General features: G+C 68.1%; 13 protein-coding genes and 1 pseudogene. 6 read left to right on the top strand and 8 right to left on the bottom strand.

The window, feature by feature from the left end:
• Together GGR11_RS00150 and GGR11_RS00155 are read left to right on the top strand one after the other, a co-directional pair.
• On the top strand, nt 1–1,038 hold the full coding sequence (locus GGR11_RS00150) for a DNA adenine methylase (RefSeq protein ID WP_183194789.1): 1,038 nt from the start codon (nt 1–3) through the stop codon (nt 1,036–1,038).
• Between the two features lie 62 nt (nt 1,039–1,100).
• Nucleotides 1,101–1,409, top strand: coding sequence for a hypothetical protein (locus tag GGR11_RS00155; RefSeq protein WP_183194790.1), 309 nt, complete (start codon nt 1,101–1,103; stop codon nt 1,407–1,409).
• 16 nt (nt 1,410–1,425) lie between these two features.
• Here the strand turns inward: GGR11_RS00155 and GGR11_RS00160 are convergent, their stop codons facing one another.
• The 7 genes from GGR11_RS00160 to GGR11_RS00190 form a co-directional block, all read right to left on the bottom strand.
• On the bottom strand, nt 1,426–2,067 hold the full coding sequence (locus tag GGR11_RS00160; protein WP_183194791.1) for a ribonuclease HII: 642 nt from the start codon (nt 2,065–2,067) through the stop codon (nt 1,426–1,428).
• Entirely contained in the window at nt 2,060–2,659 is a 600-nt protein-coding gene (locus tag GGR11_RS00165; protein WP_183194792.1) for a DNA-3-methyladenine glycosylase I, read from the bottom strand. The genes GGR11_RS00160 and GGR11_RS00165 overlap by 8 nt, the downstream gene beginning before the upstream one ends.
• 197 nt (nt 2,660–2,856) lie before the next feature.
• The gene (locus GGR11_RS00170; protein WP_183194793.1) at nt 2,857–3,615 is read right to left on the bottom strand and encodes a 3-oxoacyl-ACP reductase; all 759 of its coding nucleotides are present in this window, start codon (nt 3,613–3,615) and stop codon (nt 2,857–2,859) included.
• Nucleotides 3,616–3,624: 9 nt separating this feature from the next.
• Nucleotides 3,625–4,428, bottom strand: coding sequence for a CAF17-like 4Fe-4S cluster assembly/insertion protein YgfZ (gene ygfZ / locus GGR11_RS00175; protein ID WP_183194794.1), 804 nt, complete (start codon nt 4,426–4,428; stop codon nt 3,625–3,627).
• Nucleotides 4,429–4,485: 57 nt separating this feature from the next.
• Nucleotides 4,486–5,421, bottom strand: coding sequence for an alpha/beta hydrolase (locus tag GGR11_RS00180; RefSeq protein ID WP_183194795.1), 936 nt, complete (start codon nt 5,419–5,421; stop codon nt 4,486–4,488).
• A gap of 25 nt (nt 5,422–5,446) precedes the next feature.
• Complete coding sequence (locus GGR11_RS00185; protein ID WP_183194796.1) at nt 5,447–6,127, bottom strand: SdpI family protein; 681 nt, start codon at nt 6,125–6,127, stop codon at nt 5,447–5,449.
• Nucleotides 6,124–6,429, bottom strand: coding sequence for a metalloregulator ArsR/SmtB family transcription factor (locus GGR11_RS00190; RefSeq protein ID WP_183194797.1), 306 nt, complete (start codon nt 6,427–6,429; stop codon nt 6,124–6,126). Before GGR11_RS00190 ends, GGR11_RS00185 begins: the two co-directional genes overlap by 4 nt.
• A gap of 147 nt (nt 6,430–6,576) precedes the next feature.
• On the opposite strand from GGR11_RS00190, the gene GGR11_RS00195 reads away from it, so the two are divergent.
• From GGR11_RS00195 to GGR11_RS00205, 3 genes and pseudogenes are all read left to right on the top strand, one after another.
• A complete protein-coding gene (locus GGR11_RS00195; RefSeq protein ID WP_183194798.1) occupies nt 6,577–8,814 on the top strand; it encodes a TonB-dependent receptor in 2,238 nt (745 codons plus the stop codon).
• Nucleotides 8,724–9,910 (top strand): annotated as a pseudogene (locus tag GGR11_RS00200) (PepSY-associated TM helix domain-containing protein). The gene GGR11_RS00195 and the pseudogene GGR11_RS00200 overlap by 91 nt, the downstream one beginning before the upstream one ends.
• Nucleotides 9,907–10,089 (top strand): hypothetical protein, encoded by a 183-nt coding sequence (locus tag GGR11_RS00205; RefSeq protein WP_183194800.1) that lies wholly within the window; start codon nt 9,907–9,909, stop codon nt 10,087–10,089. Before GGR11_RS00200 ends, GGR11_RS00205 begins: the two are co-directional and overlap by 4 nt.
• 6 nt (nt 10,090–10,095) lie before the next feature.
• Here GGR11_RS00205 and erpA read toward each other — a convergent pair whose 3' ends face one another.
• Complete coding sequence (gene erpA, locus GGR11_RS00210; protein ID WP_183194801.1) at nt 10,096–10,482, bottom strand: iron-sulfur cluster insertion protein ErpA; 387 nt, start codon at nt 10,480–10,482, stop codon at nt 10,096–10,098.
• A 62-nt stretch (nt 10,483–10,544) separates the two neighbouring features.
• Here erpA and GGR11_RS00215 point away from each other — a divergent pair, with 62 nt between their 5' ends.
• Nucleotides 10,545–11,735 (top strand): deoxyguanosinetriphosphate triphosphohydrolase, encoded by a 1,191-nt coding sequence (locus tag GGR11_RS00215; protein ID WP_183194802.1) that lies wholly within the window; start codon nt 10,545–10,547, stop codon nt 11,733–11,735.
• The last annotated feature ends 52 nt before the right edge of the window (nt 11,736–11,787 follow it).

Consider the following 11,787-nt stretch of genomic DNA (forward strand, 5'->3'; position numbering starts at 1 on the left):
GTGATCAAGTATATCGGGTCAAAGAGAGCCCTTCTGAATCACATCTCTGCTGCCGTGGCGCTCACACTCCCTGCCGGAGGGCTAGTGTGTGACCTATTCTCGGGCACAGCTAGGGTAGGCCACGCACTCAAAAGAGAGGGGTTTCAGGTCTGGTCGAACGATCACAACGCCTATGCCCACACTCTGGCGACCGCCTATGTCCAGGCGGATCGCGAGCGCTGGGTCGAGCGGGCCGAGGCGGTGCTGGGCGAGTTGCGCGCCGTGAAGCCGGAACCGGGCTGGTTCACCCAGGCCTTCTGCCACGACGCCCGCTATTTCCACCCCGACAACGGTGCAAGGATCGACGCCATGCGCGACCGGATCGAGGCCATGGGGCTGGAGCCCGAGCTGAAGGCCATCGCCTTGGTCAGTCTGATGGAGGCGGCGGACCGGGTCGATTCCACGGCCGGGGTGCAGATGGCTTATATGAAGCAGTGGGCGCCGCGCGCGCTGAAGCCGCTGGAGCTGCGCCTGCCCGACCTGCTGCCGTCGGTCGGGTCGCCGTGCCGTGCGACCCAGGGCGATGCGGTCGAAATGGCCGAACAGGTCCAGGCGGACCTAGTCTATCTGGACCCGCCCTATAATCAGCATTCCTATCTGGGCAACTACCATTGCTGGGAAAGCCTGGTGCTGTGGGACCGGCCCGAAACCTATGGCATCGCCAACAAGCGGGTGGACGTGAAGACCCGCAAGAGCGCCTTCAACAGCCGCCCCGGCATCGGCCCGGCGCTGCGGACGGTGATCGAACGGGTGCGCGCCCCCAACCTGATCGTCAGTTTCAACGACGAAGGCTATTTGAGCCGGGCCGACCTAGTCGAGATGCTGTCGTCGCGCGGCCATGTGCAGGTCGTCGAAATCGCCCACCCCCGCTATGTCGGCGCCCGGATCGGCATCCATAATCCCAAGGGGGTCAAGGTGGGCCAGGTGGGCCGGCTGAAGAACGTCGAACACCTGTTCGTCGTCACGGATCGGCCGGTCGAGCTTCCCGTGGCCGCCTGATTACAAATGGGTTTTGGCAGACTCTGTCGGGAACCCGACACAGCCGGTGTCGTTGAAGAGACATGCAACCGCTCGTCTCTCACACCCCGGCCTCCACGCGCGAAGAGGATTACCGCCTGCGGTCCGCGCCCGAGCCGAAGTCGTGGATTTCGACTGAACCGGTCATAGAGATTTCGTCGGACCGGCTGGCGTCGCGCATCTATACCCACAACGCCGAACGGTTTGGACGGCGCGAACCGGTGGCGGTCGAGACCGCTCAGGATGACGTGGAGCCCAGTCTGGGGCAGCCGCCCCACTGGATGATGATGTTGGCGGGCGCCGCCGTCGCCGCCCTGATGGGCGCATTGCTCGGCGGGTTCATGCACATCTGACGCGCGGTTCCGCGCTTCAGACCTGTTCCAGCAAAGCCTTAATGGGCGACCAGCCGCGTCGGTGCGCCGGGCACGGACCCAGTGTCTTCAACGCCGCCTGATGAATGGGGGCGTTGTAGCCCTTGTGCCGCGCAAAGCCGTAGCCGGGATACTGCGCGTCCAGATCGATCATCAGCCGGTCGCGCGCCGTCTTCGCCAGGATCGACGCCGCCGCAATCGACAGGGACAGGCCGTCGCCGCCGACCACGGTCTGAATCTCGCACGGCAGTTTGAAACGGTAATTGCCGTCCACCAGAGCCGCCACCGGCTGGACCGCCAATTGCTCCACCGCCCGACACATGGCCAGGCCGGTGGCGTGCAGGATGTTCAGGTCCTCGATCTCTTCCACGGAGGCAAACCCGACGCCCCAGGCGACGGCGCGGGCCTTGATCTCGGGCTCCAGGGCGGCGCGGCGTTTTTCGGTCAGGGCCTTGGAGTCGTCGATGCCCGGCGGCAGGTCGGCGGGGTTCAGGATCACCGCCGCCGCCGACACCGGCCCCGCCCACGGCCCGCGCCCCGCCTCGTCCACGCCGCAGACGGGGCCGTTGACGCGCTGGATCAGCACCGTCTCGAGCGCAAGGGTGGGGAAGGCTTTCGGATTCGCAGGGGCTTTAGCCATGGCCCGCCATCGCACGAACCTGAGCGTGACGGAAGCAGGTCGTCTGGTGGTCGTTGACCATGCCTACCGCCTGCATGAAGGCATAGACGATGACCGGGCCGCAGAAGTTGAAGCCGCGCTTCTTCAGGGCCTTGGCCATGGCCAGGGACTGTTCGGTCTGGGTCGGGGCCTGGCGATAGTCGGCGAAGGGGGTGTGGATCGGTTCGCCGTCGACGAAGGACCAGAGCCATTCGGAGAAGTCCTCTCCGTTTTCACGCATCTCCAGCCAGATCTGGGCGCCGCGGATGGCGGCGTTGATCTTGGCGCGGGAGCGGATGATGCGGGCGTCGCCCAGCAGGCGCTGGATGTCGGCCTCGTCATAGCGGGCGACGATCTCGGGGTCGAAGCCGTCGAAGGCGTCGCGGATGCCTTCGCGTTTGCGCAGGATGGTGATCCAGGCGAGGCCGGCCTGGAAGCCGTCGAGGACGAGCTTTTCCCACAGGGCGCGGGGGTCGCGTTCCGGCACGCCCCATTCGGTGTCGTGGTAGGCGATGTAGAGCGGGTCGGTGGTTCCGCACCAGCCGCAGCGGCCGGATGTGTGTGAGTCGGTCATGGCGGGATGTTGCCGGTTTGTTCGATGTGTTCAAGACCCTCTCCCGCTTGCGGGAGAGGTGTCGCGGCGATCGCGAAGCGATCCAGCGACGGAGAGGGAAGTCTTCCTTTGAGAAGCAAGACTTCCCCCATCGTCAGGCGGGTCGCTTCGCGCCACGGCCTGCCACTTCCCCCGCAAGCGGGGGAAGGTCTTGCGGCTCAATCCCGCACCAGTCCCCCGTCCACCACCAGGTTCTGACCCGTCACCGCGCGGCTCCAGGGCGAGGCGAAGAACAGGGCGGCGTCGGCGAATTCCTCGGGCGTGGTGACGGACCGCAGCGGGGTCATGCCGGCGATGAAGTCGAAGACGGCTTCCGGCGTGGCGGCGCTGGCGTCGGTGGTGCGCAGCAGGCCGCCGGAGACCATGTTGACGGTGATCCCTTCGGGGCCCAGGTCGCCGGCTGCGGTGCGTGTCAGCGACAGCAGGGCGGCCTTGGCGGCGGTGTAGTCGTGATAGGGCACGACCGGGTTCTGGAACAGGTTGGTGCCGATGTTGATCACCCGCCCGAACCGACCGGCGGCCATGCCCGGCGCCGTGGCCTGGATGGTGTTCAGGGCGCCGCGCACCACGGTCGAGAACTGGGCCGCCAGTTCGTCCCAGCCGATGTCGGTCATCTGTGACCGGGCGTCGCCGTTGAAACTGAAGTCCAGGGCGTTGTTGACGACGGTGGTGACGGGCGCGCCGAAATGGGCATGGGCGGCGGCGACCAGGGCGTCGACGGCGGCGCGGTCGGTCACGTCAGCCTGGAGGGCGATGGCGCGGTCGCCGATCTCTTCCGCCAGGGCGTTCGCGGCCTCGCCGCTGGCGCGCCAATTGATGATCACGCGCGCCCCTTCACGCGCGAAAGCGCGGACGGCGACGGCGCCGACGCCGCGTGCGCCGCCGGTGACGAGGACGATCTGGTCGGCGATCTTCATGGGAGGGTCTCAGTCGGTTGAGGAGGGGAGGACGTCCTGACCCATCCAGGCGGGCCGACGCAAGCGCACCGGGCGGCCCTCGACGGTCAGGTCGCCGTCGAGACGGTCGATGCGCACAAGCGCCATGGCCGAGCCGTCGCGGCCCGACAGCACCTCGCCCGCGCGCAGCTCGCCCTTCAGCACCTCGGCGCCGAAGGGGGGCGGGGGGCCATCGAAGTCGAGCGGCATCATCCGGTTCTTGATCACGCCCCGGCGCTTCATGCGTGAGGTGGTCTCCTGACCGACGAAACAGCCTTTCTGGAAGTCGATCCCATTCAGCAGGTCGAAATCGGCCTCGATCGGATAGGTCTTGTCCTGTGGGGCGTCGGCGGTCGGATCGGGCACGCCGACCGACAGACGGTGGGCGGAATAGTCGGCCTCGGTCGCATCGGCGGCCGCCTCGCCATACCGGCGGCCGCCCATCAGGGGCGTGCGGGGATCGGGGATGAAGCCGGGCGGCGTGTCCGCCCAGGCGCCGAAGACCGGGCGGTCGTCGGCGGCCACCTGGACCTTGGCGCGGAGCCTGTACATCGACAGCCGCTGGATCAGGGCGTCGCGGCGCTCGGCGGCCACGTCCAGCAGGACGCCCTCGGCCTCGCCCAGGATGAACAGGTCGAACAGCAGCCGGCCGGGCGGCGACAACAGGGCGCAGAACCGGAGTTCGCCCTCGCCCAGCGTCTCCACGTCCTGGGTCAGCAGATTGTGCAGGAAGGGCCGGGCCTCCTCGCCCGTGACGGAGATGAGGGCGCGGGAGGAGAGGCGGGCGATGGGCATGGCGCCAAGATAGGGAGGCGGACGCCCGGGCTCCAGACCTGTTGTCGCCGCAAGCCGTCAGTGCGGCGTTCGGGCCTGGATAAAGGCCGCCACATCCTCGACCACGCCGGGCGCCAGGGGCAGGTCGGGGGTGGAATAGGCGGCGATGTTTGCGGCCCGGTCTGCGGGCGCCGTCTTCAGTACATGATTGACGCCGTCCCACAGTTTCAGCGTCGCCTGCGGGTCGGCGGCGGCCAGGGCCTGGGCGTCGGCGACGCTGACCTGAATGTCGGTGGTCCCCTGTCCGATGAAGACCGGGCCTGCGTAGGCGGCGATCAGGGCGGCGGGGTCCAGCGGCAGCCACGAGATCAGATAGGGCTGGACCGACGGACGGAACAGTGCGGCCAGGGCGGGCGGCGTGTCGGCGACGGTACGGCCGGCTTCCAGCTCGGTCAGGGCGGAAAAGGCCTGGGTCTTCATCGGTTCGGGCAAGGCGGCCAGTTGTTCGCGAATGACCACGCCCGCCGGACGACCGGCGCCGGACAGCAGGACCAGGCCGCAGACTTTGCTGGATTCGGGGTCGTCGCCGCCCTCGACGGCCGTCAGGGCGAGCAGGGCGCCCTCGCTGTGGCCGATCAGCCAGGCGCAGGGCTTGCCGGCGCGACGGGCGGCTTCGGCGGCCCAGGCGCGGGCGTCGGCGACATAGGCGTCAAAGCGCAGATCGGTCTCGGCGGGACCCGCGGCAGCACTGGCGGCGATACCCCGCTTGTCGATGCGGACCGTGGCGATCCCCTGCGCTGCCAGTCCCTCGGCCAGCAGGCGGTAGGTCGAGGCGGAAACGCCGATTGGGCTGTTCCCATCGCGATCCGTCGGGCCGGAGCCGGGCAGGATGACGGCGACGGCGCCGGCGTTCTCGGGCGCCAGCAGGGTTCCGTGCAGCGGCGCGGGCTGGACGGGCAGGGCGATCTCGGTCGAGACCGGGCCGGCGAGCAGGGCGAGGGTCAGCGTCAACATGGCGGTCTCCTTGGTTGGACGAGGTTCAGAAGGGCTGGCGGTCGGGATCGTTGCGCCAGACGCGCCAGCTCTCGAACACCGACAGCGCGGCGACGATCAGGACGGCCGCCGTCAGGGACAGGGCGCCCAGCGGCTGGGGCGCCAGCGGCGCGGCGATCAGACCGATGAGGCCCAGCAGGAAGAACAGGCGTCCCGCCAGTCGGTTGGAGCGGTCCCAGGCCAGGCGGCTCTTGTAGCTCCAGGGCGTGCGGACCCCAACCACAGGATTGGGCGCGACCCGGCCGAGGAAGGCGCCCAGGACCAGAAGGATCAGCGACACGCCCGCCATGGTGACCACCGGCCCGGTCTCGACCGTGGCGTTGCCCAGGCCCGTCCAGCTGATCAGCAGGCCGATGGCGGCGAAGACGAACAGGCTTATGGCCTGCCCGATCCGCAAGGAACGGCCGCGCGAGGCGTCGCCGTCAGAAACGGCGCGCAGGGCGCCCAGGCCCAGACCGGCTGTGGCGATGAAGCCGATCAAGGTCATGCCGCCGAGGAAGGTCGCGAACTCGACCCGGCTGCCCCACCGATCCACCTGGAACTGGCCGTTCCAGTGCATCGGCATCGGCGTGGTCGGGCCGTTGAGGCCGACATGCAGGGCGAAGGCCGCCTGGAGCGCGAAGACGGCCAGGGTCAGATAGTCCAGCACCAACAGGCGATCCTTCATCGACGGGGCGCCTTCTGCGCTATGGACGGGACTTCGGCGGTCTCGCCCGTTCCGGCGATGTCCATCAGAAAGGCCATGGCCTCTTCCACCGCCGAGATTTCAAGCCGGTAGCGAATGGTCTGGCCCTCGCGCTCGGGACTGACGAGGCCGGCCTCCTTCAGGGCGTTGAGGTGGCCGGTGATCGTCGGCCAGCTCATGTCGAAGCCGGCGGCGATATCGCCGGAGGCCAGAGGGCCGGCGCGCAGCATGGCGATGATGCGACGGCGCACCGGATGCGACAGGGCTTTGAACAGGGCGTTCATAGGCCTCACCCTAATTAGGGGGATAGCTAATTGCAAGTCGGGGTGCGGCAAGACGCGCGGCCGCGAGAAGGCGCTCGCCATTGCAAAGCAATCGCATCAGAGCGTATGCAGCCGCCTCTCCCTGATTTTGAGAATATTTTGCAAGTCATGACCCGCCCGATCCGCCGTTTCGCCTGCGCCTCCAGCCTGCTGGCCCTTGCCGTCGCCGCGCCTGCCCTGGCCCAGGAGGCGTCGGCCGCGCCTGCCGAACTGGACGAGATCGTCGTGACGGGATCGCAGGTGCGACTGACCTCGGCCTATGCCGGCGGGCAGGTGGCGCGAGGCGGCCGGGTCGGTCTGCTGGGCAATATGGATGTGATGGACACGCCCTATTCGACCAGCAACTACACCGAGACGCTGATCCGCGATCAGCAGGCGCGCGGCATCGGCGATGTGCTGCAGAACGATCCGACGGTGCGGGTGTCCAAGGGCTTCGGCAATTTCCAGGAGCTGTATGTGATCCGGGGCTTCCCGGTCTTCTCGGACGACATGAGCTACAACGGTCTGTACGGCGTGTTGCCGCGCCAGTTCGTGGCGGCCGAACTGGTCGAGCGGGTTGAGGTGTTCCGCGGCGCCAGCGCCTTTCTGAATGGCGCCGCGCCGGGCGGGACGGGCGTCGGCGGCGCCTTCAACCTGACGCCCAAACGCGCCGGCGAACCCTTGACGCGCCTGACCGCCGGGGTGTCGGGCAATGACGAGATCTACGCCGCCGCCGATCTGGCTCGTCGCTTCGGCGTCGAAGACCAATGGGGCGCGCGTCTGAACCTGGCCAGCCGCGACGGCGAGGGCTCGGTCGAGCACGAGAACGGCCAACTGCGCGTCGTCGGCCTGGGCCTGGATCGCCGCGGCGACCGCGCTCGCTTTTCGGCCGATCTGGGCTGGCAGGACCACCGCATCGATGCGCCGCGTCCCAGCGTGACGCCGGGGACCGCCATCCCGGACGCCCCGTCGGCCGACAAGAACTTCGCGCAGCACTGGACCTATACGGACGAGGAGCAGCTGTTTGGCGCGGTGCGCGGCGAGTTCGACCTGTCGGGCACGGTCACCGCCTGGGCGGCCTTCGGCGGGCGTCAGGGCAAGGAAGACAACAGCCTGGCCAATCCGCGCGCTGACGCCGCTGGCGCGATCCGCGGCTATCGCTTTGACAACATCCGCGAGGACACCGTCTGGTCCGGCGACATCGGCGTGCGCGCCGACCTGACGACCGGGCCGGTCGAACACCGCCTGGTGGCCTCGGCCTCGCAGATCCAGTCGAAGTCGAAGAACGCCTGGGCGGCCTCGAGCTTCAGCGGTTATTCGTTTGGGACGCTGAGCAACCCGACCCTGTCGCCTGCGCCGGCCATCACCAGCGTGTCGGGCGATCTGGATGATCCGAACGTGACCGAGCGGGTCAAGAACACCAGCGTCGCCGTGGCAGACGTGCTGTCCTTCCTGGACGGCCGCGTCCTGGCGACAGTCGGCGTCCGCTATCAGGAGATCGAGACCAAGTCCTACGCCTATGCCGACGGGGCCTTCGGCTCGGGCTATTCCAGTGATGCGACCACCCCGGCCTTCGCCCTGGTCTACAGGCCCAGCGACAAGATCTCGCTGTACGCCAACTATGCCGAAGCCCTCGTGCCAGGAACCACGGCGCCGACGCTGGCGAACGCGGTGGTGGCAGGGTGGGGAGACGCGGCCGTGCCGGTCACCGTCACCAACGGCGGCGAAGTGCTGGAACCTTTCCGCGCTGAACAGGCCGAGGTGGGGGTGAAGTATGACGCGGGGTCGTTCGGCGGCACGCTGAGTGTCTTCCGCACGACTCTGCCCAGCGCGCTGGTCTCGATCACCTCCAACGGAGATCCCGCCGCGGGCGCCCGGCCTACAGGCGTTTATACCGACGGCGGCGAGCAGGAGAACCAGGGCGTCGAACTGACCGTCTATGGCGAGCCGGTCGCCGGCCTGCGTCTGATCGGCGGCGCGACCTGGCTGGACGCCGAGGCCAACCGCTCGCTGACCGCCGCGAACGAGGGCAAATCCGCCATCGGCGTGCCGGACTTCCAGATCAACGCCAATGTCGAATGGGACGTGCCGATGGTCAGCGGCCTGACGCTGGAGGGCCGCGGGGTCCATACCGGCGCGCAGCCCGCCAATGCGACCAACACGCTGGAGCTGGAAGAATGGACCCGGTTCGACGCCGGCCTGCGCTACGCCTTCGTCGCCGGCGGCAAGGATCTGACGGTGCGGGCGCGGGTCGAGAACATCGCGGACGAGGACCAGTGGGTCGCCGTCGGCGGCTATCCGGGTTCGAACTATCTGACCCTGGGCGCGCCACGCACCTTCCGCCTGTCGGTCTCGGCGGAATTCTGATCGGATGAAGACGCGGACCATCCGCGCCTGGTCCTGGACGCACAAATGGTCGAGCCTGGTCTCCACGCTCTTCCTGCTGATGCTGTGCGTCACGGGCCTGCCGCTGGTCTTCACCCACGAGATCGAAGAGGTCTTGCTAGAGCAGACCTGGACCCCGGCCGATCCGGACGGGCCGCGTCTGACCCTGGATGAAGTGCTGGCGGCGGCCCTGGCGCGTCACCCCGGCGAGGTCCCCGCCTTCATGAGTTTCGACGAGGATCGGCCGGTGGTGAACGTCACCAGCGTCGATCCGAACGGCCCGGCCGGGCGCTACAGTTTCGAGCCGATCGACCAGACCAGCGGCGCGGTCGCCCCGCCGGTGGCCGGCCATCCGGTCATGGAGTTCCTGCTTCAGCTGCACACCGACATGTTCCTGGGCCTGCCGGGGATGCTGTTCCTGGGGCTGATGGGCCTGATGCTGATCGTGGCGGTGGTGTCGGGGGTGGTGCTGTACGCCCCCTTCATGCGGCGCCTGCCGTTCGGCACGGTGCGCGCGGCTAAGTCGGCGCGGACGCGGTGGCTGGACTATCACAACCTGCTGGGCGTGGTGACCGTGGCCTGGCTGTTGGTGGTGGGGGCGACGGGCGTGGTCAACACCCTGGCGACGCCGATCCTGGCCTATTGGAAGAACACGGCGCTGAAGGAACTGACCGTCGCCTATGACGCCTCGGCGCCGACCGGCGAACGGGCCTCGCTGGATGCGGCGGTGGAGCGGGCCAAACAGGCTCTACCCGGCATGAAGCTGCAGTTCGTCGCCTTCCCGGGCACCGACTATTCGACCGATCACCACTACGCCGTCTTCTTCCACGGCGACACGCCGCTGACGACCCATCTGACCACACCGGCCCTGATCGACGCCCGGACCGGGGAGCTGGCGGCCGTGGCGCCGACGCCCTGGTATGTGAAGGCCCTGTCCCTATCCCAGCCGCTGCACTTCGGCGACTATGGCGGGCTGGGGCTGAAGATCCTTTGGGCGCTGCTGGACCTGGCGACCATGGTCATCCTGGGGTCCGGCCTTTACCTCTGGCTGGTCAAGGGACGGCGGAAACCGGCATGAGCCGCAAGGATTTGAATATCTGGGCCATCTTCGGCGCGCCCGTCGCGGTCTTCGTGCTCAGCCTGACGGGGCTGATCGGCGCCCTGCTGGGGGACGGCGTCTGGGATGCGGTCTTTTCGGCCCTGCTGGCCTCGACCGTCGTCGTCACCGTCTGGGCCCTGATCCGGCGCCGACGCTGACCGGGTTCAGATCGAGAAGCTGACGCCGCAGCCGCAGCTGGAGGCGGCGTTGGGATTGCGGACCACGAACTGGGCGCCGGCCAGTTCGTCGACATAGGCGATCTCGGAATTCTTCAGGAAGGGGACCGAGACAGGGTCGATAAGGGCCGCCTGGCCGTCGGCCTGGATGCGCAGGTCGTCGTCCTCGGCCGTCTCGACCAGTTCGAACCGGTACTGGAAGCCCGAACAGCCGCCGCCGTCCACCGCCACGCGCAGCATCAGGGTCTTGCCCTCGGCCGCGCCCAGTTTCTCCAGCCGCTTGGCGGCGCTGACGGCCAATACGATGCCTTCCGGCGCTCGCGTGGCGACCGTGAAGGCGGATGTGGATGGTTCTGTGGATTGGACGGTGCTCACGGCTGTCTATATGAGGCGCGCAAGGGCGTTCGCAAAGGCCCGACCGCTTCAAAGTTGATGACTTGAGCCAGACACCTCTCGCCCCCTACGCCGAACGCGCCGAGCTGACCAAGGGCCGCCGCTTCTTCGAGCCCCCCAGCCGCACCCGCACGGCCTTCGCGCGCGACCGCGACCGGATCATCCATGCGACCGCCTTCCGCCGCCTGAAGGAGAAGACCCAGGTCTTCGTGGCGCACGAGGGGGACCATTACCGCACCCGCCTGACCCATTCGCTGGAGGTGGCCCAGATCGCGCGGTCGCTGGCCCATGCGCTGCGGCTGGACGACGACCTGGCCGAGACGGTCGCCCTGGCCCACGACCTTGGCCACCCGCCCTTCGCCCATGCGGGCGAGGACGAGCTGGTGGTGCAGATGGCCGATCACGGCGGCTTCGACCACAATGTCCAGAGCTTCCGCGTCGTCACCGAGCTGGAGAACCGCTATCCGCAGTTCGACGGGCTGAACCTGAGCTGGGAGACCGTCGAGGGCGTCATCAAGCACAACGGCCCGGTGTCGCACCGGCTGGACGAACCGGCCTGGTCGGTGGTGCGTCCGTACCGGACGGACGGAGAGGCGGGCTGGGACCTGCGCCTGGGCACCTTCGCCTCGCTGGAGGCCCAGTGCGCGGCCATCGCCGACGACATCGCCTATAACAATCACGACGTGGACGACGGGGTGCAGGCTGGATTGATCACCCTGCAGGACCTGGATCAGGTGCCGTTGATCGGACCGATGCTGGCCGAGGTGCGGCGCGACTGGCCCGCCATCGACGACCGGATGCTGCGGATCGAGGCCGTGCGGCGGATGATCGGCGTCATGGTCGAGGACGTCCTGGCCGAGACGGCCCGGCGGCTGGAAGAGGACCGGATCGGCTCGACCGAGGATGTCCGCACGGCGACGCGGACCATGGTGGACTTCTCGCGGTCGATGCACGTGGACCTGGCGGTTCTGCGCAAGTTCCTGTTCGAGCGGATGTATCGCCACTACCGGGTCAATCGGACGCGCAGCCAGGCGCGGCGGGTTCTGTCGCAACTGTTTGAGCTGTTCATGGCCGAGCCTGAGGTGATGCCGCCGGAGTGGGCCGTGCCGGCGGCCACCGAAGACCGGACCCAAAGGGCGCGCGCGGTGTGCGATTACATCGCTGGGATGACCGATCGCTACGCCATAGAAGTCCACCAGAAACTGTTCAGCCTCGACCTGGCCCTCGATCTGTGATTCGAAAGACGGCGGCGGGGCGTTAAACTCATTATTCGGCGCGCCGATTCGC

This window comes from Brevundimonas mediterranea, assembly GCF_014196125.1.
Classification (GTDB): domain Bacteria; phylum Pseudomonadota; class Alphaproteobacteria; order Caulobacterales; family Caulobacteraceae; genus Brevundimonas; species Brevundimonas mediterranea.